Here is a 22,201-nt window from a genome sequence, read left to right as displayed (position 1 = left end):
CAGCAAGGACTGCCGCGTGATCGAGAGCCCGGACGACGCCCACCCCGGCCCGCCGCCGTCGAGCATCTGGGGCGACGAGACCCCGGTCGTCGACGCCGTCGTCGGCTGGGCCGCTCAGCGCGTGGTCACGGCGTCCGACCCCAAGTGGACCGCCCGCCCCGCGAGCGAGCTGGCAGCGGCCACCGGCCGCACCGTGACGCCGGAGGGAATCGGCCACGACGAGGCGCTGCGCCTCTTCCGCGAGGTCCTCGCCCCCGCGACCCGCGCCCAGGACGACCCGCTCAACCTCGCCTACATCCCGGCCGCCCCGACCCGCGCAGCCATCTCGTTCGACCTCGCCACCAGCGCGGCCAACGTGTTCGCCGGCTACTGGGAGTCCGGAGCAGGGGCGATCCACGCCGAGAACCAGGCGCTCGCGTGGATCTGCACGCTCCTCGGCTGGCCTCAGACCGCGGGCGGCGTCTTCGTCTCGGGCGGCACCACCGGCAACCTCTCGGCGCTCGTCGCGGCGCGGCACACCGCCGAGCAGCGCCACGGCCGACCCGAGGGCCGGTGGCGCCTCGCCTGCACGTCGGACGCGCACTCCTCGATCCGGGCCGCGGCCCGCGTGATGGACGTCGACGTCGTCGAGGTGCCCGGCGACGAGCTCGGCCGGCTGACCGGCGAGCGCCTCGACGCGGTGCTGCGCGACTCACCTGGGGTCTTCGCGGTCGTCAGCTCCGCAGGCACCACCAACAGCGGCGTGGTCGACGACCTCGCCGGCGTCGCGGACGCGTGCGAGCGGCACGGCGTGTGGCTGCACGTCGACGGCGCGTACGGCGGGGCAGGGCTCGCGGCGCCGTCCGTGCGCCACCTGTTCGCCGGCATCGAGCGCGCCGACAGCTTCATCGTCGACCCGCACAAGTGGCTCTTCGCGCCGTACGACGCGTGCGCCCTCGTCTACCGGCAGCCCGAGCTCGCACGCGCCGCCCACGCGCAGCGCGCGAGCTACCTCGACCAGGTCGACCGGGCCGAGTGGAACCCGTCCGACCTCGCCGTGCACCTGTCGCGGCGGGCCCGCGGCCTGCCGTTCTGGTTCAGCCTCGCCACCCACGGCACCGACCGCTACACCGCGGCGATCGAGCGCAGCATCGCCACCGCGCGCGTCGTGGCCGAGACGATCGACGACTCCGAGCACCTCACGCTCTGCTTCGCCCCGCACCTGTCGGTCGTGCTCTTCGAGCGGGTCGGGTGGGACGACGAGCAGTACCGCACCTGGTCGACCACCCTCGCCAAGGACGGCGTGATCCTCTGCCTGCCCACGCAGTGGCAGGGACGCACGGTGCTGCGCCTGGCGTTCGTGAACCCCGCGACGCACGCCGCCGACGTGCTCGCCGCGCTCGAGTCCCTGCGCTGACGCTGCGCCGTCCCGGCGACCCCGTCCCGGTCTTTCCGGGATGGCGGACAACCTCGGACAGCGCGGTCCGGCTCAGCCGAAGGTCCGCCGCACGTACCGGTCGAACTGCGGCACCGTGAACGCCACGTAGCCGCGACGGGTGCTGTAGATCAGCCCCCGCGACACCAGGCGTGCGGTGGCCGACCCCACCGATGCCGAGCCCGACCGGTTCATCGCCGCCGCGACCGACGCGGGGGTGTGCTCCCCCGGCCCGAGCGAGGCGAGCGCCCGGAGGTAGCCGAGCTCGCGGTCGGGCAGGCCGGCGACGCGCACCGAGAAGAAGTCCTGGTCGAGCACCGCCTCCACGGTCGTGCGCGTGTCCTCCGCGTCCCGCAGGCTGATCGGCGAGGCCTCGGCCGCGTCCCACACCGCGCGCCCGTACTCCTGCAGGAAGTACGGGTAGCCCTCGGTGTACGCCGTGATGAAGGCGAGCGCCGCCTCCTCGAACCCGACGCCGAGCCGGGCCGCCGGCTCCAGGAGCGCGAGGCGCGCTGCGCGGTCGTCGAGGCGGCCGATCTGAGGCCACCGGAACATGCGCTCGGCGTACGTCTGCGCCTCCGCGGTGAACGCCGGCAGCTGCGGCAGCCCGGCCCCCGCGAACACCACCGGCAGCACCCGCTGGTTGACGCGGTGCTTGGCGATCACGAGGGCGGACAGCTCGGTGGAGTCGAGGTGCTGGATCTCGTCGATGAGGAACACCACCACGCGATGCTCGGCGCGGGCGGCCTCGCCGAGGGCCTCGACGAGGTCCGCGAGGTCCGCCACGAAGTCGCCCGAGTCTGCGACACCTTCCACCGACATCGCGTCGGAGACGTCGTACTCGATGGACCAGCCGCCCTCGGGGTCGAACCGTGCCTTGAACCCGCGGATCACCGCCGCCGCGCGCCGGGCGCGCTCACCCCACCGGGCCGACGGCGAGATCTCCAGCAGCGCCTTGCGGGCGAGCGCCGGGAACCGGCGGGTCAGGGAGCCGGGCGCCTTGGGCACCTCGTAGGTGACGACGACGGCGCCGAGGTCGCGGGCGATCGTCTCGAACTCGCCCAGCAGGACGGTCTTGCCCACCCCGCGCAGACCGGTGACGACGTAGCCCTTGTCCGAACGGCCGTCGGCCACCCGCTGCACCAGGAGCCGGAAGTCCTCGAGCAGGTCGTCGCGGCCCTGCAGCACCGGCGGGCGGGCGCCGGCGTTGGGCGTGTACGGGTTGCGGACCGGATCCACGACCACCCCTTTCCAGAACTTTCCAAGATTCTGGTAAAGATTGGACAACCCTGTCAAGGCCTCCGCTGCTGCGGTCAGGCGCGGGGCGCGGGCACGCCCTTGCCGCGGTACATCGCGATGTCGGCGGCGTGCAGGGCGGTGCGCGCGTCGAGCATGAGGTCGTCGACGACGACCTGCCCGATGGTCACGTCGACCGTCACCTCCTTGCCCTGCACGGAGATCGGCTGGACGAGCGACTCCTGCAGGCGGTCGCCCAGGAGGCGCAGCTCGCTCTCGTCGTTCATCCACGTCGCGAGCACCACGAACTCGTCGCCGCCGAGGCGCGCGACGGTGTCGTGGAGCCGCACTGCCTGGCGGAAGCGGCCGGCCACCTCGACGAGGACGTCGTCGCCGACGTCATGGCCGAGGGAGTCGTTGACCTCCTTGAACCTGTCGAGGTCGCAGAACAGGATGCCGACGATCTCGCCCGAGCGCTCGCGGCGGCGCATCGCCTCGCCGATCCGGTCGAGCAGCAGGCCGCGGTTCACCAGCCCCGTCAGGGCGTCGTGGTTGGCCTGGTACTCGAGCAGCGCGGCGGAGCGGTCGTGCTCGAGCACCAGCGCGGCGAGGTCGCAGCACTGGCGGGCGACCGCGTCGACCTCGGGCGCGACGTCGTCTCCGGTCGTCCCGACGAGCTCGAGCACCCCTGACTCGGCGGGGTTGGATCCGTCGCCCACGGGCCAGCTCTCGAGCAGGGCATCGCCGGGCGCGCGCAGCTGGGCCGACTCCGACAGCACGATGCGGTCCGCGACCATGAGCCGGAACGGGAGGTCGCCGGAGGCGCGCGACGCGAGCTCGGCGACCGAGTAGAGCTGCTCGTGCAGCGGCGCGCCTGTCGCCATGCGCTCCAGCACCCGCGCCTGGCCGCGCTCGAAGACGGTGCTGCGCTCGAGCGCAGCGCGCGCCAGGTCGAGGCCCGACCGCTCCTCGGTGATCGCGGCGTCGACGCGGCGGAAGTACCGGCGTACGTCGAGGAACACCCACACCGCGAGGGCGAGCGCGGCGAGGAGCGCGGAGACGAGCAGGACCGACTCGCGCACCGCCGTCGACACCTGTTGCTCGGCCGCAGCGCGCGCCTCGGTGCGGAAGGTGACCGACTCGAGGTCGCCGAGGCGACGCGACTCGCGCACGAACGTGCTGAGCACCGGGTCGAGGGCGTCGCTCCACATCTGCTGCTCGGCCGCGTTCAGCGTCCCGGACGGGATGGCCGCGAGCCTGCCGTCGAGGGCGAACAGGGCGTCGCGGTACGACGCAGGTGCGGCGTCCCCGGCGGACACGCCGTCCGCACCGAGGACACCGAGGCGCTGGCCGAGCAGAGCGCGGTCGATCTGCACGTCGCGGCGCGGAGCCTCTCCCGCGAGGTACTGCTCCACCACGATCGAGAGCGCGAGGCTCTCCCGCATCGTGTAGACGATGTTGGTCCTCGTCGCCTCTGAGCCGGCGAGCGCGGCGGTGCGTGCCTGAACGGTTGCGGCCTGGCGTGCACCGGTGATGGCGAGACCGGTGATGAGGCCGATCACGAGCGCGGCGAGCAGCAACTGCCCCCAGCGCGGGCGCAGGCGTTCGTCCGCGGCCGTGGCGCCCGACGCCGAGGCGTTCCTGGCCGAGGTCATGCGGAGGCGACCGAGAGCCGGTCCAGGCTCCAGTTCCAGGCGTCGAGCACGCCCGAGAGCGAGGTGCCGTCGGGGTAGACGAGCCGGATCGGGCCGCCCTGGTCGTACGGGATCGGCTGGCCGTCGCGCTGGGTCGCGATGATCGCGTCGCTCGCCTCGAAGTCCGACGCGAGGCCGGAGTACTCGTAGTCGTTGAGGGCGATGGTGTCGACCGTCGCGGTCGAGGCGATGCCGCCTCGGTCCAGGACGGCCGACAGCGGCACGCCGGTGAAGGTCTGCACCTTCTGCACGAACGGCTCGTTGACGGTGACCGTCGTGGTGCCGAGCGCCTCGAGCTCGGCGAGGGTGAGCCCCACCTTTCCTGCGGATCCGCCGTCGAGGGTGAGGACGGGCTCGTCGGCGCCGAGAGGGTCGACCACGGCCGCGCCGTACGGGTTGGTCTCGCTCGCCGAGGGGCTCGCCGACGCGGGGGCGCTGCTGCCGGCGTCAGCCGCGGAGCCCGAGCAGGCGGACAGTGCGAGGGCGACGAGGGCAGCGGCGACAGCGAGCAGAGGCCGACGATGGGTCACCCTCGTGACGGTACGGAGAGAGTCCGGCCGTTTCTGCCTCAGAACCTCAAGATTCGCTCTGCTCTCCGCCGGGTGACCGGCCGAGGTGTAACGCCGGCGGTCAGCGGGACGTCGCCTGCTCCACCTGGGCGAGGATCTCGCGCGGGTCGGTGCCCTCGTCGAACACCGCCACGACGAGCCGGCGCGGCGCGCCGCCCCGTGTCGCGGTGTCGAACGACGACGACAGCCACGCCAGCGCGGTGTCGAACTCGCCCATGGGGTCCGGGCCGAGGTCGTCCTTGAGCCACCGGCGCAGCATGTGGTTGTGGACGGCGGCGAACGAGCCGGCCATCGCCTCTGCCTCCAGAGCGCCGAACGGGCGCTCGTCGAGCCGGCTGTGCAGGAAGCGGGCGAACAGCACGCGGTACCTCTGCACCCACGCGATCTCGCGGGCGCGGAGCTCGGGCACGTCCTTGACGATGCGGTAGCGCCGCAACGCGATCTCCGGCTCCTCGACGTAGTGCCCGAACACCATCCGCACGGCCTGGCACATGGCCGGCACCGCGGCGGAGTCGGTGCTCGCGTCCAGGAGCGCGGCGACCCGGCCCGAGAGCTCCTCGTGGTGCAGGAACACCACCGCGTCCTTGGAGGGGAAGTGCAGGAAGAACGTGCGGCGCGCGACGCCGGCCGCGCTCGCGATGGCCTCGACGGTCGTCGCGGCGTACCCCTGCTGCTCGAACAGGTCGAGCGCGGCGGCCTCGATGCGCGTCCGCGCGTCGCCCGGGGCGGGCGCTGCGGAGGCGGCTGCGGACATGCGAAAGACCCTAGCCCGAACCCTGGCGCCCTGGCTACACCCGGTGTACTGTGCGGTGCACCCGGTGCACTACACATCGAGAGAAGGTCCGCGCCATGCCCCGCGTCCCACCGCCGCCGCCCGTCGAGGTCGTCGTCGCCGAGGAGCAGCAGTACCTCTTCGCGACCACCGGCACCGCCCTGCAGGAGCAGTGGTGGGCCTCCGCCGCCTGCCAGGACGCCGAGCCCGACGTGTTCTTCCCGGTCAGCGCGCACGACCAGATCTCGCGCCGCGTCGCCCTCTCGTTCTGCGGCGGGTGCGCCGTCCGCGACGAGTGCCTGCGCGTGGCGCTCGAGGACCGCTCGCTCATCGGCATCTGGGGCGGCACCGACGAGGCCCAGCGCGCGCGGCTCCGCGAGCGCCAGCTCGTCGCCAGCTGACCTGCACCACCCGCACCGCCGAGCCCGGCCACGCGGCCACGAACAGCGTCGTTCGTGCTCGCGTGGCCGGGCTCGCGCGCGTGCGGGCCAGGCCAGGCCTCAGGCCAGGTCTGCGGTGTCCCGCGCGATGAGCAGCTCCTCGTCGGTCGGGACGACGAGCGCCACGGGGCCTCCGGGCGTGCTGATGCGGCCGCCGGTGGTGGCGCCGTTCGCGTGGTTCGCCTCGGCGTCGAGATGCACCCCCAGGACGCTGAGCCGGGCGAGGACCGCGGCGCGCACCGGCGCGGAGTTCTCCCCGATCCCGCCGGTGAAGACCACCGCGTCGAGGCGGCCGAGCGCCACCGAGAGCGCGGCGACGTGCTTGGCCGCCCGGTAGCAGAACAGCTCCACCGCGAGCGCCGCGTCCTCGTCCCCCGCGGCTGCCGCCTCGAGCAGCGTGCGCATGTCGTTGCTCGTGCCGGAGACGCCGAGCAGGCCGGACTCGGTGTTGAGGCGGCGGACGACCTCGGCAGCATCCACGCCGAGCCGCTCGGCGACGTACGGGATCACCCCGGGGTCGATGTCGCCGCTGCGCGAGCCCATGACGAGCCCCTCGAGCGGCGTGAAGCCCATCGTCGTGTCCACCGATCGACCACCGCGCACGGCGGCCGCGCTGCACCCGTTGCCGAGGTGCAGCGTGACGAGGCCCAGCTCGCCGGGCGGTCGGCCGAGCAGCTCGGCCGCTGCGCCCGACACGTAGCGGTGGCTGGTGCCGTGGAAGCCGTAGCGGCGCACGTCGAGGTCGTCGCGCCACGACCGCGGAACGGCGTACTGCGCGGCGTACGCCGGCATGGTGCGGTGGAAGGCCGTGTCGAACACCGCCACCTGCGGCAGGTCGGGCAGCGCGGCCGTCGTGGCGTCGATGCCGGCGAGGTTGCCCGGAAGATGAAGCGGCGCAAGGGGAGTCAGCGCCTCGAGATCGGCGCGCACGACGTCGTCGACCACGACCGACGAGGAGTACGTCGGGCCGCCGTGCACCACGCGATGCCCGACGGCGGTGATCGACGACCGCTCGTCGCCGGTCATGAGCGCGAGCAGCGCCTCGATCACGCCGGCGTGCGACACGTCGTCCGGCGTGGACGTCGAGCGCTCGCCGTCGCGGTCGATCCGCACCGAGGCGTCCTGCGTGCCGACGCGCTCGGCCAGGCCGGTGAGGGCTCGCCGCCCGGACACAGGGTCCAGGACGGCGAGCTTCACCGACGAGCTGCCGGCGTTGACGACCAGCACGTGGCCGCCGGCGTCAGACAGAGCCGTCACCGAGCGACCAGTCGCGTACCTCGGGCATGTCCTCGAGGTGCTCGACGACGTACGCCTCGTGCTTGTCCAGCTGCATCTGGCACCACGCCTTGAGCTCGCTCGCGCCCGGAGGCGTGCGGCGGGCGTTGTTGATGGCGTCCATCACGAGGTGGTAGCGCGACACACGGTTGCGCACGACCATGTCGAACGGCGTGGTGGTCGTGCCCTCCTCGATGAAGCCGCGGACGCGGAAGCGGTCGGCGTCCGGACGGCCGTGCACGAGCTGGTGGATCGCACCGGGGTAGCCGTGGAAGGCGAACACGACGTCGACGTGGTCGGTGAACAGCTCGTTGAAGAGCGTCTCGTCCATGCCGTGCGGGTGGTCCTTGCGGCGCGGCAGCGCCATCAGGTCGACGACGTTCACCACGCGCGTGCGGAAGTGCGGCATGTGCTTCTTCAGGATCTCGGCCGCGGCGATCGTCTCCATCGTCACGACGTCGCCCGCGCAGGCCAGCACGATGTCGGGGTCTGCGGACCCGTCGTCGGTGCCCGCCCACTCCCACACGCCGGCGCCGCGGGTGCAGTGCTCGACCGCCTCGTCGATCGTCATCCACTGCAGCTGCGGCTGCTTGTCGATGACGATGACGTTGACGTACGACCGCGAGCGGAAGCAGTGGTCGGCGACCGAGAGCAGCGAGTTCGCGTCCGGCGGCAGGTAGACGCGACCGATGTTGCCGCGCGTCGTGATGACGTTCTGCAGCAGGCCCGGGCCCTGGTGGCTGAAGCCGTTGTGGTCGTTACGCCACGCGGTCGAGGTGAGCAGGATGTTGAGGCTCGGCACGGGCTCGCGCCAGTCGAGGTGCTCGGCCTCCTGCAGCCACTTCGCGTGCTGGATGGTCTGCGACGCGCTCACCATCGCGAACGCCTCGTACGTCGCGAACAGGCCGTGCCGGCCGGTCAGCGTGTAGCCCTCGAGCCAGCCGTGGCAGTTGTGCTCGGAGAGCACCTCCATCACGCGGCCGTCGCGCGAGAGCGAGACGTCCTCGGGGTAGACGGTCTCCGCGAACATGCGGTCCGACACCTCGAACACCGCGCCGAGCCGGTTGCTGTTGGTCTCGTCAGGGCAGAACAGCCGGAACCGGTCGTCGTTGTCGCGGTAGATGTCGCGCATGAGCTCGCCGAGCGTGCGCGTCGACTCGAGCTTCACGGTCGCCGGCGTGGGGACGTCGACGGCGTACTGACGGAAGTCCGGCATCTCGAGGTCGCGCGTGACGAGGCCGCCGTTGGCGTGCGGCGATGCGCTCATCCGCAGGTCGCCGGTGACGTTGGCCCGGCGTACGAGCTCGCTCGGGCCGCCGTTCTCGTCGAACAGCTCCTCCGGCCGGTACGAGCGCAGCCACGTCTCGAGGATGTCGAGGTGGTCCTGGTTGCCCTTCACGCCGGACAGCGGCACCTGGTGCGAGCGCCACGTGCCCTCGGTCCTCTGGCCGTCGACCTCCTTCGGGCCGGTCCAGCCCTTGGGCGTGCGCAGGATGATGAGCGGCCAGTCGGGTCGCGTGCCGTCCCAGTCGCCGCCGCGTGCCGACTGCTGGATCTCGCGGATCCGCACCCACGCGCGGGTGAGGGCTGCCGCGAACCGGTGGTGCATCCCGGGGATGTCGTCGCCCTCGACCTCGATGACCTCGTAGCCGTGGCCGGAGAGGAGCTCGCGCACCTCGGCCGGGTCCTTGCGGGCGAGCACGGTCGGGCCGGCGATCTTGGCGCCGTTGAGGTGCAGGATCGGCAGCACCGCGCCGTCGCGCGCCGGGTTGAGGAAGGAGACGCCCTTCCAGGAGCCCTCGAGCGGGCCGGTCTCCGCCTCGCCGTCGCCGACGACGGCGAGCGCGATGAGGTCGGGGTTGTCCATCACGGCGCCGAAGGCGTGCACGAGCACGTAGCCGAGCTCGCCGCCCTCGTGGATCGAGCCGGGGGTGGGCACCGAGACGTGGCTCGGGATGCCGCCGGGGGCGGAGAACTGGCGGCACAGCCGGAGCAGGCCGCCCTCATCCTGGGACACGTCGGGGTAGATCTCGCTGTAGGTGCCCTCGAGGTAGCCGGCGGCGACGAGCGCCGGGCCGCCGTGGCCGGGCCCGGCGAGGTAGATCATCTGCTGGTCGGTCTTGCCGATGAGGCGCGTGGCGTGCGCGTAGATGAACGACAGACCGGGGCTCGTTCCCCAGTGGCCGAGGAGGCGCGGCTTGATGTCGTCCGACACGAGCGTGCGCTTGAGCAGCGGGTTGGCACCCAGGTAGATCTGGGCGACGGTCAGGTAGTTGTTGGCGCGCCACCAGGCGTCGAGCGGTGCGATCTCCTCGTCGGTGGGGTTCGCGAGGGCTTCGACGAGCGCGTCGGTGGGGACTGCGGCAGTGCGTGCGGTCACGGGGTTCCTCCCGGTCGTGGCGTGAGCACCGGGTGCCCGGGACGGGCCCGCTGCAAACGCTTACAGAACCAACGGTAGTGACTCGGGCGGCCCGATGCGGCCGTTACCGGAGAGTCGTGGCACGGGTCACCCGACGGGGCCGTGCTGCCACCATCCCCCGACCCGGCCGCTCGCGCCACCGCTTCGGACGAACAGCCGGAGAACTCCCGGCCCGCCGATGTCCTCCCCGCACCTCGGCGTTCGTCCCTAGGGTGAGGACGGCCGAGGGGGTCGTCCACGACAGCTGGGGAGACACGTCATGCCGCAGTACGCCGCACTCATCTGGAGCACCGACCTCGAGCCGTCCGACCCCGCGTTCGACGCGATGATGCCGGGCTACAACGCCTTCGGGCACGAGGCCGAGGCCGTCATCCGCGGCGGCGCCGCGCTCTACAACAACGCCACCGCCACCACCGTCCGCGTGAACGGCGGCAAGGGTGGCGACGTCGTCACGACCGACGGCCCGTACGCCGACACCAAGGAGGCCCTGACCGGCTTCTACCTGATCGAGGCGGCCGACCTCGACGAGGCGGTCGGCTGGGCGGCCAAGATCCCCGCGGCGTACGACGGCAGCGGGTGCGTCGAGGTGCGCCCGATCATCGACTTCGGCTGAGCCGAGCCGCACCGAGCCATGACGTCGCCCGAGGACGCGGTCGAGCGTGTCGTCCGCGAGGAGTTCCCACGCATCCTCGCCACGCTCGTCCGCGTCACCGGCGACGTCGGCCTGGCCGAGGACTCCGTGCAGGAGGCCGTCCTCCGCGCCCTCACCACCTGGTCGCGCGACGGCGTCCCGGACGAGCCGCGCGCGTGGCTCACCACGGTCGCGCGCCGCTGCGCCGTCGACAGGATCCGGCGCGAGGCGCAACGGGACGGGAAGGAGGCCGAAGCCGTGTGGCTCCTCGACTCCGACCCCGAGCCGCCGCCCGACTCGGTCGTCCGCGACGACCTGCTGCGGCTCGTGTTCACGTGCTGCCACCCCACCTTGTCGCCGGAGGCGCAGGTGGCGCTCAGCCTGCGCACGCTCTGCGGTCTGTCGACCGCCGAGGTCGCGCGCGCCCTGCTCGTCCCCGAGGCGACGGCGGCCAAGCGGCTCACGCGCGCCAAGCAGAAGATCGCCGCGGCGCACATCCCCTACCGCGTGCCGTCCGACGCCGAGCTGCCCGACCGGCTCGCGGGAGTGCTCGCGACGGTCTACCTCGTGTTCAACGAGGGCTACGCGCCGTCGAGCGGCGACGCCGCGGTGCGCCAGGACCTCGTCGACGAGGCCATCCGCCTCGGACGTCTGCTGCATGGGCTGATGCCCGACGAGCCCGGCGTCATCGGGCTGCTCGCGCTCATGCTGCTGCTCGACTGCCGCCGCGCGGCGCGGGTGGCACCCGACGGCTCCGCGGTCCGTCTCGCCGACCAGGTGCGGCACCGGTGGGACCCGGTCGAGGCCCGTGAGGGCGTCGCCCTGGTGGCCGAGGGCGTGCGCCGAACTCCTGACCGGGCCGACCCGTACGTCGTCCAGGCGGCGATCGCTGGCTGCCACGCGCTGGCTCCGTCGTACGAGGAGACCGACTGGGACGCCGTGATCGACTGGTACGACGTGCTTCTCGCCGTACGTGACTCGCCGTCGGCGCGGCTCGGTCGGGCTTCGGCCCTCGCCGAGCGGGACGGTGCAGCCGCCGGGCTCGCGGCGGTCGACGCGATCGCCGGCCTCGAGCACCACGCGTGGTGGCACGGCGCCCGTGCCGAGCTGCTGCACCGGCTCGGCCGGGACGACGAGGCACGCGACGAGCGTGTCGACGCCGAGCGGCTCGGACTCAACTCCGGGGCCCTCGCCTCGCTCGACTCCTCCCTGGCCGCACCCCCGCGCTGAACCTGCCGCGTCGACCGCTGGTGGTCGGAACGCGGGGTCTGCACCGTGTTCCGACTACCGGCGTCAGGCCTGGGGCCGGCGGCGGTTCGCGAGGAGCGGCTGCGACGGGTCCCAGGTGGTGCCGTGCTCGGCGTCGTACCGGCGGCGGGCGATGCCCGACAGCGCCTCGAGCACCACCCGGTTGGCCAGCGCCGCGGTGATGTCGGCGTGGTCGTACGGCGGTGCCACCTCGACCACGTCCATGCCGACGACCGGCAGCTCGACCGCGATCCGGCGTACGGCGTCGAGCAGCTCGCGCGCCGACAGCCCGCCGGACTCCGGCGTGCCCGTGCCGGGTGCGTGCCCCGGGTCCGCGACGTCGATGTCGACCGACAGGAAGACGCCGTCACAGTCGTCGAGCGCGATCGCGAACGCCTCGGTGAGGCACTCGTCGAGCCCGCGGTGGACGATCTCGGTCATCTCGTACGACCGCATGCCCTGCTCGGCCATCCAGTCGAGCGTCTCGGGCTCCGGCCAGTAGCCGCGCAGCCCGATCTGCAGGAACCGGTCGCCGCGGACGGCACCGGACTCGATCAGCTGGCGCATGGGGTGGCCGTGGCCGATGAGGGAGCCGAACGTGATGTCGCCGGTGTCGGCGTGCGCGTCGAAGTGCAGGACGGCGACACGGCCCCACCCGCGCGCGCGGGCCACCGCCGTGCAGTTGGGCCACGTGATGGTGTGGTCCCCGCCGAGCACGAGCGGAATCGCGCCGTTCTCGGCGACCGTGGTGATCGCAGCCTCGAGGTCGCGGCAGGAGCGCTCGGCGTCCCCGCTGAACATCTCCACATCGCCGGCGTCCAGCACGCGGAGGTCCTGCAGCGCGTCGACGCGCAGCGCCAGCGACGGGCGCGACCCGTCGTGCGGCAGGTAGTCGGTGGACCGGATCGCCTGCGGGCCGAGCCGGGCGCCGGCGCGGTACGACGTTCCGCCGTCGAACGGCGCGCCCACGATGACGACGTCGGCATCGGCGTATGTGTCGGGCTCGTCGATCGTGCACCGGTCGACACCGAGGAACGTGATGTCCGGGCCGAACATCGGGCCGTAGCGCGTCATGACGCCTTCCCTTCCGACGAGCCGACTGCGGCGAGCGCCGCCGGTCGGGCCGCCACCAGGGCGAGGTATACCAGCCCGGCGACGACGGCGGAGGTCAGGAAGCTGGCATCGACTCCGCCGAGCGCGTCGGCGATCGGGCCGGCGTACACGTCGGTCGAGTTCGACAGCACGCCGACGACGCTGCCGGCGAGCCACGCGACGACAGCGGCGCCGTTCCAGCCGGCGGTGTACCAGTAGGCGCCGCCGGTCTCGCGCCGGTTGAAGACCTGGAGCGAGGGCTCGTCGAAGCGGCCGCGGGTGCGGGTGAACGCGATCATCGTGATCACGGCCCAGGGGGTCGCGAGCGAGGTGAGCACGACGACGAACGTCGTCACCGCGGTCTCGGCGCTCCACACGAAGCGCCCCAGGAAGACGAGCGCTGTCGAGACGACAGCGACCGTGACCGTGGCCTGCGTGCGGGTGAGGCGCGGGAGGATCGCGTCGAGGTCGAGGCCCATCGAGTAGAGGTTCATCCCGCCCTGGCCGAGGCTGCCCACCACCGCCGCGGCGATCACGGGGAGAAGGAGCCACGACGGCACGCCGTTCACCAGCCCGGCGACGAAGCTGTCGGGGTCGAACGCGACGACCGAGACGAAGGCGCCGAACAGAGTCGGGACGATGAGGCCGACGAACAGGCCCACGAACGCCGCGCCGACGAGCCGCCGGGGGTCGTGCCGGCGCGGCGAGATGTAGCGCGTCCAGTCACCGGTCTGCGTCACGTACGAGACAGGGCCGGCGACGCCCGCGGTCAGCGCGGCGAGCAGCCAGGTCGGCCAGAAGCCGCCGAGGATGTACTCGTCGGGCGTGCCGGCGTACGACGCGTCGAACGAGCCCCAGAGCCCGATCACCGTGAGCAGCATGGCCCCGCCGACGAGCGGGACGATCAGCTTGTTGACGCGCACGAGCCACCGGTAGCCGTAGATGCCGACAGCCGCCACGAGCGCCGCGATCACGACGTAACCGATCGCGAGCTCCCCGTCGGTTCCCTCGGTGCCGCGTGCGCGGTCGAGGCCGACGACCACGGCCTCGCCGCCGGTCCAGACCGTGAGGGCGACGTACCCGAGGCAGAGCAGCAGGCCGATGACCGACGCGATGAGCCGGCCGCGCACCCCGAAGTAGGCGCCGCTCGTGACGGAGTTGTTGGTGCCGGACCGGAAGCCGAGCAGCGACAGCGGGGCGACGGCGAGGCTGCCGACCAGCGTGCCGACCAGGATCGCCGAGACCGACGCCCACCAGCCGAGCCCGTAGAGGACGACGAGCCAGCCGAAGACCGCGACCGACAGGGCCAGGTTGCCGCCCCACAGGATGCCGACGACGTCGCGCGGCCGGGACGTGCGCTCGACGTCGGGGATCGTGTCGACGCCGTGCTGCTCCACGGCGTGGTGCTCGGCGGTCGTGCTCTCGACCGTGGCCTGGTCCATGTCGGGCTCCTCTCGGTGGGAGCACCGTAGCGACACTTTGAATGAAATTCTAGAATCTCGTTCAAAGATTTCCGCTAGTCTCCCCGTCATGGCCCGAGCCACCACCGAGAAGCCCAAGCCGTCCGCGCGCGCCAAGGTGCTGAAGGCGGCCATGGAGGTCATGGCCGAGGTCGGCCCCGACCGCGTGCGCGTGCAGGACATCGCCGCCCGCGCCGGCATGAGCGCCGGACACGTCATGTACTACTTCGGCAAGCGCGACCGGATCCTCGTCGACACCCTGCTGCTGTCCGAGGCCGACCTCGCGACCACGCGCGACCGCCGGATCGCCGCCGCCGCGGATCCCCTCGACGCGCTCGACCGGCTCGTGCGCCTCTACCTGCCCACCGGCGCGGACGACGTGCGGTGGAAGCTCTGGGCCCAGCTCGTGGCCCGTCCGCCGCAGGACGTCGAGACTCTGACCGCCTACTCCGCGGTGATCGACTCCTGGGCGGAGAGCCTCGCGGCGATCATCACGGACGGCGTCGGCGCCGGGGTGCTCACCTGCGCGGATCCCTCGGCGTACGCGAACCGCGCCTGCCGGCTCATGGACGGCTACAGCCTCGAGGTGCTTCTCGGCGCGCCCGGGCGCACGCGCACATGGGCGGTGGCCGAGGTGTCGGCGGCGCTCGCGGCCGATCTGGGCGCCTGACCGCACAGGCGACGGCGCAAGAAGAGGACGGAAGACGCCCCTCGAGGGCGCGATCAGTCCTTGGCGGAAGATCCTGCGCGGCGCATCGGCGGAGTTCTAGCGTCTGACCCATGTTCACGTTGCTGCGCGGCTACAAGCCCGCGTGGCTCCGAGGGGACCTCGTCGCCGGCGTCACGGTCGCGGCTATCGCCATCCCGGAGTCGCTCGGATACGCGTCGATCGCCGGGATGCCCGCCCAGGCAGGGCTCTACTGCGCACTGCTGCCACCGCTGCTGTTCGCGATCATCGCGTCGTCGCGCCAGCTGGTCGTCGGAGCCGACTCCGCCACCGCCGCGCTCGTGGCCGCGGGCGCCACCGCCGTGGCCGCCACCGGGTCCGCGCAGTACGCCGGCGCCGTGGCCGTGCTCGGCCTGATCACCGCCGCGATCCTGTTCGTGATGGCGCTCGCCCGGCTCGGCTTCCTCGCCGACCTCATCTCCCAGCCGGTCCTCGCCGGGTTCCTCACGGGGGTCGGCGTCTCGCTCATCATCGGCAAGCTGCCCGAGGTGCTCGGGATCCCGGCGTCGGGCTCCACGTGGAACAAGCTCGTCGACACCGTCACCGGCCTCGGCTCGATCAACTGGTGGTCGGCCGCGCTCGGCCTCGGCGTCGTCGCCGTCATGGTCGGCGCGCTCAGGCTGCCCGCCGCGGTCCCGGCCGCGCTGTTCGGGCTCGTCGTCTTCTCGGTGCTCGGCAACGTCATCGACGCCCAGAGCCACGGGGTCGACATGGTCGGGGCCCTGCCGCCGGGGCTGCCGTCGTTCGCCTGGCCGTCGATCTCGGGCTCGGAGGTGGGGCGCCTCGCCGCCACAGCCCTCTCCATCGCGGTGGTCGTGCTCGCTCAGAGCGCGGCCGTGGCCCGCAGCTTCGGCACCAAGAACGCGTACAAGGTCGACACCAACAGCGACCTCGTCGCGCTCGCCGCCGCGAACGCCGGCAGCGCGGTGACCGGCGGCTTCGCGATCAACGGGAGCCCGCCTCGCACTGCGGCCGGCGACGGGGCGGGGTCGAGGTCCCAGGTCGTCAACATCGTGATGGCCGTCGTCATCGGCCTGCTGCTGGTCTTCGGCTCGGGCCTGTTCGCGTACGTGCCCTCGACGGTGCTCGACGGCATCGTGCTCGGCATCGGCATCCACCTGCTGAAGGTCGGCGAGCTCAAGGCGGTCGCGAGGGCGCGCAAGGACGAGCTGCTCGCCGCGATGCTCGCGCTCGTGGTCGTCGCCTTCGTCGGCGTCGAGCAGGGCGTCCTGCTCGCGGTCGTCGTCGCGATCATCGAGCGCGCCCGGCGCAGCTACCGCCCGCAGGACGAGGTCACCGTCCAGGCCGGCGTCGTGGGCGAGCGCGAGAAGGCGCGTCTCGGCGTTCTTCCTGCGAGCGCTCTCGACGGGGTGCTCGTCTACCGCTTCGACTCCGCGCTCTTCTTCGCCAACGCCACGCACTTCGACGAGCGAATCCGCGCGCTGATCGAGGAGACGGACCCGCGGCCCACGACCGTGGTCATCGATGCCGCGGCGATGGACGACATCGACGTCACCGGCGTCAACGTCATCACGCGGCTCGCTCAGGACCTCGAGCCGAAGGGCACCCGTGTGGTGATCACCGAGCTGGCGGCGTCCGCGGCGCAGATCGTGCACGACTCCGGGCTCGACCAGGTCGCCACCGTCGTGCCACGGATCGAGGACGCGCTCTCCCGCTGACGTGTCAGGCCGTGGCGGGCCTGTGCGCGCCCCAGGCCAGGTAGACCACGGGGCCGAACGGCTGCACGAGGATGCCCAGCACCCACAGCGCCTTGCGGCCGCGCACCTGCTCGGCGGGGCGTCGGGCGAGGTCCACCAGGGCTGTCGCGGTGAGGGCCAGCTCTGTCGACCCGACCACGAGGATCGCCGTCTTCTGCGCGTCGGAGAGCTCCGACCAGGACTTCTTCCTCATGGCTCCACGCTACGTCTGCGGCCGGGGCGATGAAGGATCGAGCGACTCGGGGTCTTGCCAGGAGGTTTACAGATGTCTATGTTCTGTAAACCAGCCGCGAGGAGCAGCGATGGACTCCACGTACGAGCCCGCCGGCACCGTCCCCGCGGGGTCGACCGAGCAGTGGCGTGACCGCAAGCGCCATCTGTGGCTTGTCGCGCTCCTCATGCCCCTGCTGCCGTTCGCCGCCGTCGCGCTGCACGACCGCACGGGCGCTGCGGTGTGGCTGTGGCTCGGGCCCCTGGTGATCCTCGGCCTCGTTCCGCTCATCGATCTCGCGACCGGCCTCGACCGCTCGAACCCGCCCGACTCCCTCATCGCCGCGCTCGAGCGCGACCGCTACTACCGCGGGATCACCTTCCTGTTCCTGCCGTTGCAGTACGCCGGGTTCGCGTTCGCGTTCTGGTACCTCGCCACGGCGGGACTGACCGTGGCCGAGCGGATCGGTCTCGCGATCACCGTCGGGTTCATCGGCGGGCTGGGCATCAACACCGCGCACGAGCTCGGGCACAAGAAGGAGAGCCACGAGCGCTGGCTCGCGAAGATCGCCCTCGCCCAGAGCTGCTACGGCCACTTCTACATCGAGCACAACCGCGGCCACCACGTCCGCGTCGCGACGCCCGAGGACCCCGCGAGCAGCCGGCTGGGCGAGTCGTTCTACGGCTTCTGGCCGCGGACGGTGGTGGGGTCCGCCCGTTCGGCGTGGCGGCTCGAGCGCCGTCGCTACGCCCGGCGGCAGCAGGGCCCGTGGCGGATCGGGAACGACGTGCTCAACGCGTGGCTCATGTCCACGGTGCTGTGGGCCGCCATGGTGGTGTGGCTCGGCGTCGGGATCCTGCCCTACCTCGCGGTGCAGGCGGTCATGGCCCTGACCCTGCTCGAGGCCGTGAACTACCTCGAGCACTACGGCATGCTCCGTCAGCGGGTCGGCGCACCCGGGCACGAGCGCTACGAGCGGGTGGACCCGAGCCACAGCTGGAACTCCAACAACATCGCCACGAACGTGCTGCTCTACCACCTGCAGCGGCACAGCGACCACCACGCGAACCCCACCCGGCGCTACCAGTCGCTGCGCGACTACCAGGAGTCGCCGGTGCTCCCCACCGGCTACGCGGGGATGATCCTGCTCGCGCTCGTCCCGCCGGCGTGGCGGCGCGTCATGGACCCGCGCGTCCTCCGGCACGTCGACGGCGACCTGTCGCGGGTCAACATCGCGCCGAGGCGCAGGGCGTCGTACGCCGACGGCAGTGCCGGCGCCGCCGTCGGCGCCCGCAGCGCTGCGGAGGCCACGCCAGCACCGCTGCTCGAGGTCGCCACGGCCGGACGCGTGCACCGGTGCCCCGGCTGCGGCTACGAGTACGACGAGGTCACCGGCGACGAGCGCGAGGGCTTCGCCGCAGGGACACCGTGGACCGACGTGCCCGACACGTGGTGCTGCCCGGACTGCGGAGTGCGCGACAAGGTCGACTTCGTCGTCGTCCCCGTGGTCGGCTCGTGACCCGGGCCGACGCAGCCACGAGCACCAGGCAGCGCATCGTGTCCGCGGCCGTCGCGCTCACCTGCGCCGAGGGCTGGGCCGCCGTCACGATGAGCCGCCTGGCCGAGGATGCCGGCGTGAGCCGGCAGACGGTCTACAACGAGGTCGGCAGCAAGGCCGCACTGGCCGAGGCGATGGTGCTCACCGAGCTGGAGCGCTTCCTCGCCCTCGTCGACATCGGGTTCGGCGCCCACCCGGACGACCTCGCCGCCGCCCTGCGGGCCGCGATCCGCGGAGTCCTGCGCGAGGCGGCCGGCAACGACCTGCTGCGCGAGGTCGTCTCGCCCGGAGGCGGCGATCTCCTCCCCCCGCTCACCACCGATGCAGGGGCGCTCCTCGAGTCCTCGAAGGCCGTGCTCCACCAGCGGATCGCCTCCTACGACGTCGTCGTCGCCGGACGAGCCAGGGACGCAGCGGTCGACATGCTCGTTCGGACCGTGCTCGGTCACGTCATGCAGCCGTCGGGCCCGACGGACCGCAGCGCGGACGACATCGCCGCGCTCGGCGCGCGGATGCTGACCACTTCGGTCTGAGCCGACCGGTGCAGGTGCCACGATGGCCGCATGCGCACAACCGTCGCCGCAGCCGGCGAGCCCCTCCGTGTCGAGGTCGATGGACGTGCCGGGTCGGTGTCGGACGTCGGCAGGCCGGGAATGCTGCCGCGCGGGCACCTCACCTCCGTCCAGGTGCGCGGGGGCGCGGTCCGCGGCCTCGACCTGCACCTCGCGCGCCTCGAGAAGGCGCACTCCCAGCTCTTCGGGACGGTGCTCGACACCGACGCCGTGCGCTCCCTCATGGCCCAGGCGGTGGGCGGGCACCCGGACGCGTACCTGCGGGTGACCGTCGACGAGCCCGTCGCCGGGGTCCCGCGCGTGGTCACGGTCGTCCGCCCGCCGCTCGAGGCGCCGACGGCACCGCAGTCGGTGACGCCGACGGCGTACGTGCGGGCCCGGGCCGAGGTGAAGCACACGGGGTCGTACGGCCAGTCGGTGCACGGCGACGCCGCCATCCGGAAGGGGTTCGACGACGCGCTGCTCATCGCCCCCGACGGGCAGCTGGCCGAGACCACCGTCGCCAACATCGGCTTCCTGCGCGCGGGCCGCGTCGTGTGGCCGAGCGGCCCCGCGCTGCTCGGGATCACCTGGCAGCTGCTCGACCGAGCGCTGGCCGCCGCGGGGAAGCCCTCGACGGTCGAGCGCATCCGGCAGGACGACAAGCGCACGTTCGAAGCTGCGTTCCTGGCGAACTCGCTGGGCGTCGCACCCGTCGGCCGCATCGGCACCCACGCGCTCGCCGACCCCGACGCGTCGTCGTTCCTGGTCGACCTCTACGCGGCGCTCCCGTGGGACGAGCTCTGACGACGCGCGCCGAGCCCGGGAACGGGTGAGCCCGCCCTCGCGGGGCGGGCTCACGTGTTCCGCGGCGCACGGACGATCACTGCACGGGGCAGACAGCCTGTAGGAGCCGACGCCCGCACGCCGCGGGCCTCGGGACCTAGATGAACAGCAGCTGCGCACCCTCGGTGATCTCGATGAAGTCGGAGGCGTTGATGATGCCCTCGACGCCCTCGTAGAGGTCGTCCATCGTCACGTGGTTCATGTCGGCGCTCATGCGGCACGCCCACAGGTGGCCGCCGCTCGCGACGATGTGCTCGAGGAAGTCGGGCACCTCGGGCACGCCGAGGTCGGCGATCTGCTTCTTGAGCATGTGGGTCGCCATCGGCTGCATGCCCGGCATCGGCGCGAGCGCCTGCGGGATGCGGACGTCGCCGATCGGCATGTGCATCGCGGTGTTGCCGCTGGGGCTGAACTTCAGGTCGTTCATGCGGCTCTTGATGATCATGTCGAAGCCCCAGAACGTGAAGAACAGGTGCAGCTCCACGCCCTCGCCGAGCGCCGCGTTGCCCAGGATGAGCCCGGGGTAGGCCATGTCGAGGTTGCCCTTGGAGCAGATGATGGCGAGCTTGCGGCCGCCGCCCTCGCTGTCGTCGTCGTCGAACTTCGGGATGATCGCTTCAGAGGTGCTGGTCATGTCAGGTCACGTCCTTGGTGGTTGTCGATGGTGGGGTGTGACCTGGCGGTCAGACGCAGCCCTTGGGCTTGGGCAGGCCGGCGATGTACGCCATCTTCTTGGCCGGCTTCTTGGGGAAGAGCTCGAAGAGCCTCTTGGTCTCGAAGCCGCCCGCGGTGGAGACGCGGCGCAGCGTCGGTGTGACGTCGTCCTGCTCCTTGAAGTCCTTGCGCATGAAGCGGATCGCGTTCCATGCGTCGTCGCTCATCTCGACGCCGATGGCGCCGGCGAGGGCGGCGCCCAGGGCCTCGTCCCACTCGTCGTAGACGGTCATGAAGCCCTCGTCGTCGACGTGGATCTCGTGGCCCTCGATGGTCGTGACTGGCATCTCTAGCTCCTCAGGTCGGTGGTGTGCGGGGTTGTGGTCGGCCGGTGCGCCGGTCAGGCGACGGGCACCTTCTTGCCGGCCATCTGCAGGTCGGCCGAGATCGGCATCGGACGACCGGGCATGAGGACGTTCCAGTAGGCCCAGCGGAAGCCGAGCTTCCCGAGGTGGTTGGCCTTGGTCTCCTTGAGCAGGCTCATCGGGCCGACACCCGGCACCGGGAACTTGCCCGGCATCGGCTCGGTGTCGTAGTTGAAGTCGATGAGCATGGCCTTGCCGTGGCCGGTCTCGATGAAGCAGTTGGCGTGGCCGTCGAACTTGTGGGTCATGCTGCGGCCGGCGATGTGCTCCATGAAGTTCTCGACGAAGCCCTCGATCTCGAAGTGCGCGACCGATCCGGCCTTGGACGCCGGGATGTCGTTCGCGTCGCCGAGCACGAAGATCGAGTCGAACTTCTTCGACAGCAGCGTCTGCTTGTCGACGGGAACGAGGTTCAGCTCGTTGCCGAGACCGGACCGCGCGATGAAGTCCGCGCCCATGTTGAGCGGGATGGTCACGAGCAGGTCGTAGGGCACCTCGCGCTCGTCGTACGACACGAGGGTCTTCGCCTCGGTGTCGACGCGCTCGAGCATGAACTCCGGCTCGAGCCGCACGCCCTTGTCCTCGAGCATCGTGCCGAACGCCTTCGCCGCGATCGGCTTGGTGAACGCGGCGTCGAGCGGCGTCACGTAGACGATCTCGACCTTGTCGCGCATGCCCTTCTCGACGAAGAACGCGTCGGCGAGGAACGTGAACTCCAGCGGCGCGACCGGGCACTTGATCGGCATCTCGACGATGTTGACGACCAGACGGCCGCCCTCCCACGTCTTCAGCTTCTCGGCCAGCGCAGTGGTGCCCGCGTGGGTGTAGAAGTCGAAGACGCTGTCGTACCAGGAGCCCTCGTCGTCCATGCCCGGGGTCTGGTCCGGTCGCGGCGTCACGCCGGTGGCGATCACGAGCTGGTCGTACGGCAGCACCCGTCCGTCCACGAGGCTCACGGTCTTGGCCTCGGCGTCCACACGGTCGATCTCCGCGTAGATCAGGGGGATGTCGTCCGAGAGGTACTTGCGGCGCGACTTGGTGACCTCGTCCGGCTGGTAGATCCCGAACGGGATGAACAGGTAGCCGGGCTGGTAGTCGTGCTTGTCGTCGCGGTCGACGACGGTGATGTCCCACTCGGCCTTCGACAGCTTCTTGCGCAGCTTGTTGGCCGTGATGGTGCCGGCGGTTCCTCCGCCGAGGATGAGCAGGTGCTTCATCGCGATCTCCTTGGCCTGCGCACGGGTCGTGGCGGTCAAGGGCC

At 71.9% G+C, this 22,201-nt stretch carries 21 protein-coding genes; 9 read left to right on the top strand and 12 right to left on the bottom strand.

Features of this window, described 5'->3' with window-relative positions:
- The first annotated feature begins 16 nt into the window (after positions 1 to 16).
- A complete protein-coding gene (locus ACFQGU_RS04025; protein ID WP_386764076.1) occupies positions 17 to 1,396 on the top strand; it encodes a pyridoxal phosphate-dependent decarboxylase family protein in 1,380 nt (459 codons plus the stop codon).
- Positions 1,397 to 1,468: 72 nt separating this feature from the next.
- Here ACFQGU_RS04025 and ACFQGU_RS04020 read toward each other — a convergent pair whose 3' ends face one another.
- The 4 genes from ACFQGU_RS04020 to ACFQGU_RS04005 form a co-directional block, all read right to left on the bottom strand.
- Entirely contained in the window at positions 1,469 to 2,653 is a 1,185-nt protein-coding gene (locus ACFQGU_RS04020) for an ATP-binding protein (RefSeq protein ID WP_386764075.1), read from the bottom strand.
- 74 nt (positions 2,654 to 2,727) lie between these two features.
- Positions 2,728 to 4,305: a diguanylate cyclase domain-containing protein gene (locus tag ACFQGU_RS04015; RefSeq protein WP_386764074.1), complete on the bottom strand. Its 1,578-nt coding sequence runs from the start codon at positions 4,303 to 4,305 to the stop codon at positions 2,728 to 2,730.
- Complete coding sequence (locus ACFQGU_RS04010; RefSeq protein ID WP_386764073.1) at positions 4,302 to 4,874, bottom strand: molybdopterin-dependent oxidoreductase; 573 nt, start codon at positions 4,872 to 4,874, stop codon at positions 4,302 to 4,304. The genes ACFQGU_RS04015 and ACFQGU_RS04010 overlap by 4 nt, the downstream gene beginning before the upstream one ends.
- A 100-nt stretch (positions 4,875 to 4,974) precedes the next feature.
- A complete protein-coding gene (locus ACFQGU_RS04005; protein ID WP_386764072.1) occupies positions 4,975 to 5,667 on the bottom strand; it encodes a TetR/AcrR family transcriptional regulator in 693 nt (230 codons plus the stop codon).
- 95 nt (positions 5,668 to 5,762) lie between these two features.
- On the opposite strand from ACFQGU_RS04005, the gene ACFQGU_RS04000 reads away from it, so the two are divergent.
- Positions 5,763 to 6,086 (top strand): WhiB family transcriptional regulator, encoded by a 324-nt coding sequence (locus ACFQGU_RS04000; protein WP_386764071.1) that lies wholly within the window; start codon positions 5,763 to 5,765, stop codon positions 6,084 to 6,086.
- A gap of 99 nt (positions 6,087 to 6,185) precedes the next feature.
- Here ACFQGU_RS04000 and ACFQGU_RS03995 read toward each other — a convergent pair whose 3' ends face one another.
- Entirely contained in the window at positions 6,186 to 7,382 is a 1,197-nt protein-coding gene (locus ACFQGU_RS03995; protein ID WP_386764070.1) for an acetate/propionate family kinase, read from the bottom strand.
- Positions 7,366 to 9,780, bottom strand: a complete 2,415-nt coding sequence (locus ACFQGU_RS03990; protein ID WP_386764069.1) for a phosphoketolase family protein — start codon at positions 9,778 to 9,780, stop codon at positions 7,366 to 7,368. Before ACFQGU_RS03990 ends, ACFQGU_RS03995 begins: the two co-directional genes overlap by 17 nt.
- A 298-nt stretch (positions 9,781 to 10,078) precedes the next feature.
- Here ACFQGU_RS03990 and ACFQGU_RS03985 point away from each other — a divergent pair, with 298 nt between their 5' ends.
- Together ACFQGU_RS03985 and ACFQGU_RS03980 are read left to right on the top strand one after the other, a co-directional pair.
- Positions 10,079 to 10,432: a YciI family protein gene (locus ACFQGU_RS03985; protein WP_386764068.1), complete on the top strand. Its 354-nt coding sequence runs from the start codon at positions 10,079 to 10,081 to the stop codon at positions 10,430 to 10,432.
- 18 nt (positions 10,433 to 10,450) lie between these two features.
- Entirely contained in the window at positions 10,451 to 11,680 is a 1,230-nt protein-coding gene (locus tag ACFQGU_RS03980; RefSeq protein ID WP_386764067.1) for an RNA polymerase sigma factor, read from the top strand.
- A gap of 63 nt (positions 11,681 to 11,743) precedes the next feature.
- Here ACFQGU_RS03980 and speB read toward each other — a convergent pair whose 3' ends face one another.
- Positions 11,744 to 12,772, bottom strand: coding sequence for an agmatinase (gene speB, locus ACFQGU_RS03975; RefSeq protein WP_386764066.1), 1,029 nt, complete (start codon positions 12,770 to 12,772; stop codon positions 11,744 to 11,746).
- Positions 12,769 to 14,232, bottom strand: a complete 1,464-nt coding sequence (locus tag ACFQGU_RS03970) for a purine-cytosine permease family protein (protein ID WP_386764065.1) — start codon at positions 14,230 to 14,232, stop codon at positions 12,769 to 12,771. Before ACFQGU_RS03970 ends, speB begins: the two co-directional genes overlap by 4 nt.
- Before the next feature lie 88 nt (positions 14,233 to 14,320).
- Here ACFQGU_RS03970 and ACFQGU_RS03965 point away from each other — a divergent pair, with 88 nt between their 5' ends.
- Positions 14,321 to 14,920 (top strand): TetR family transcriptional regulator, encoded by a 600-nt coding sequence (locus ACFQGU_RS03965; RefSeq protein ID WP_386764064.1) that lies wholly within the window; start codon positions 14,321 to 14,323, stop codon positions 14,918 to 14,920.
- Between the two features lie 110 nt (positions 14,921 to 15,030).
- Positions 15,031 to 16,656 carry a SulP family inorganic anion transporter gene (locus tag ACFQGU_RS03960; RefSeq protein WP_386764063.1) on the top strand — a complete coding sequence of 542 codons (1,626 nt, stop codon included), beginning with the start codon at positions 15,031 to 15,033 and terminating at the stop codon, positions 16,654 to 16,656.
- A 4-nt stretch (positions 16,657 to 16,660) separates the two neighbouring features.
- Here ACFQGU_RS03960 and ACFQGU_RS03955 read toward each other — a convergent pair whose 3' ends face one another.
- Positions 16,661 to 16,888 carry a PLD nuclease N-terminal domain-containing protein gene (locus tag ACFQGU_RS03955; RefSeq protein ID WP_386764062.1) on the bottom strand — a complete coding sequence of 76 codons (228 nt, stop codon included), beginning with the start codon at positions 16,886 to 16,888 and terminating at the stop codon, positions 16,661 to 16,663.
- 109 nt (positions 16,889 to 16,997) lie between these two features.
- Between ACFQGU_RS03955 and ACFQGU_RS03950 the strand changes: the two genes are divergently transcribed.
- From ACFQGU_RS03950 to ACFQGU_RS03940, 3 genes are read left to right on the top strand one after another with little or no spacing between them, the layout of a single operon-like run.
- Positions 16,998 to 18,425: a fatty acid desaturase gene (locus ACFQGU_RS03950; protein WP_386764061.1), complete on the top strand. Its 1,428-nt coding sequence runs from the start codon at positions 16,998 to 17,000 to the stop codon at positions 18,423 to 18,425.
- Positions 18,422 to 18,997 (top strand): TetR/AcrR family transcriptional regulator, encoded by a 576-nt coding sequence (locus tag ACFQGU_RS03945; protein ID WP_386764060.1) that lies wholly within the window; start codon positions 18,422 to 18,424, stop codon positions 18,995 to 18,997. Before ACFQGU_RS03950 ends, ACFQGU_RS03945 begins: the two co-directional genes overlap by 4 nt.
- Before the next feature lie 30 nt (positions 18,998 to 19,027).
- A complete protein-coding gene (locus ACFQGU_RS03940) occupies positions 19,028 to 19,822 on the top strand; it encodes an aminotransferase class IV (RefSeq protein ID WP_386764059.1) in 795 nt (264 codons plus the stop codon).
- 136 nt (positions 19,823 to 19,958) lie between these two features.
- Here ACFQGU_RS03940 and ACFQGU_RS03935 read toward each other — a convergent pair whose 3' ends face one another.
- From ACFQGU_RS03935 to sqr, 3 genes are read right to left on the bottom strand one after another with little or no spacing between them, the layout of a single operon-like run.
- On the bottom strand, positions 19,959 to 20,495 hold the full coding sequence (locus ACFQGU_RS03935) for a DsrE/DsrF/DrsH-like family protein (protein ID WP_386764058.1): 537 nt from the start codon (positions 20,493 to 20,495) through the stop codon (positions 19,959 to 19,961).
- A 49-nt stretch (positions 20,496 to 20,544) separates the two neighbouring features.
- Complete coding sequence (locus tag ACFQGU_RS03930) at positions 20,545 to 20,862, bottom strand: TusE/DsrC/DsvC family sulfur relay protein (protein ID WP_386764057.1); 318 nt, start codon at positions 20,860 to 20,862, stop codon at positions 20,545 to 20,547.
- A 53-nt stretch (positions 20,863 to 20,915) separates the two neighbouring features.
- Entirely contained in the window at positions 20,916 to 22,157 is a 1,242-nt protein-coding gene (gene sqr, locus ACFQGU_RS03925; protein ID WP_386768140.1) for a type III sulfide quinone reductase, selenoprotein subtype, read from the bottom strand.
- Positions 22,158 to 22,201: the final 44 nt, after the last annotated feature.

The sequence above is a fragment of the Longivirga aurantiaca genome (assembly GCF_042660085.1).
GTDB lineage: Bacteria > Actinomycetota > Actinomycetes > S36-B12 > CAIYMF01 > Longivirga > Longivirga aurantiaca.
Note: the sequence above shows the minus strand (reverse complement) of the source record. Positions and strands in the feature narration are given on the sequence as shown.

Excerpts from the sequence above, each read along its gene's own strand:
- ACFQGU_RS04015 (WP_386764074.1), bottom strand. The coding sequence starts at position 4,305 with ATGACCTCGGCCAGGAACGCCTCGGCGTCGGGCGCCACGGCCGCGGAC.
- ACFQGU_RS04005 (WP_386764072.1), bottom strand. The coding sequence starts at position 5,667 with ATGTCCGCAGCCGCCTCCGCAGCGCCCGCCCCGGGCGACGCGCGGACG.
- ACFQGU_RS04000 (WP_386764071.1), top strand. The coding sequence starts at position 5,763 with ATGCCCCGCGTCCCACCGCCGCCGCCCGTCGAGGTCGTCGTCGCCGAG.
- ACFQGU_RS03985 (WP_386764068.1), top strand. The coding sequence starts at position 10,079 with ATGCCGCAGTACGCCGCACTCATCTGGAGCACCGACCTCGAGCCGTCC.
- ACFQGU_RS03980 (WP_386764067.1), top strand. The coding sequence starts at position 10,451 with ATGACGTCGCCCGAGGACGCGGTCGAGCGTGTCGTCCGCGAGGAGTTC.
- speB (WP_386764066.1), bottom strand. The coding sequence starts at position 12,772 with ATGACGCGCTACGGCCCGATGTTCGGCCCGGACATCACGTTCCTCGGT.
- ACFQGU_RS03970 (WP_386764065.1), bottom strand. The coding sequence starts at position 14,232 with ATGGACCAGGCCACGGTCGAGAGCACGACCGCCGAGCACCACGCCGTG.
- ACFQGU_RS03965 (WP_386764064.1), top strand. The coding sequence starts at position 14,321 with ATGGCCCGAGCCACCACCGAGAAGCCCAAGCCGTCCGCGCGCGCCAAG.
- ACFQGU_RS03960 (WP_386764063.1), top strand. The coding sequence starts at position 15,031 with ATGTTCACGTTGCTGCGCGGCTACAAGCCCGCGTGGCTCCGAGGGGAC.
- ACFQGU_RS03955 (WP_386764062.1), bottom strand. The coding sequence starts at position 16,888 with ATGAGGAAGAAGTCCTGGTCGGAGCTCTCCGACGCGCAGAAGACGGCG.
- ACFQGU_RS03950 (WP_386764061.1), top strand. The coding sequence starts at position 16,998 with ATGGACTCCACGTACGAGCCCGCCGGCACCGTCCCCGCGGGGTCGACC.
- ACFQGU_RS03940 (WP_386764059.1), top strand. The coding sequence starts at position 19,028 with ATGCGCACAACCGTCGCCGCAGCCGGCGAGCCCCTCCGTGTCGAGGTC.
- ACFQGU_RS03935 (WP_386764058.1), bottom strand. The coding sequence starts at position 20,495 with ATGACCAGCACCTCTGAAGCGATCATCCCGAAGTTCGACGACGACGAC.
- ACFQGU_RS03930 (WP_386764057.1), bottom strand. The coding sequence starts at position 20,862 with ATGCCAGTCACGACCATCGAGGGCCACGAGATCCACGTCGACGACGAG.
- sqr (WP_386768140.1), bottom strand. The coding sequence starts at position 22,157 with ATGAAGCACCTGCTCATCCTCGGCGGAGGAACCGCCGGCACCATCACG.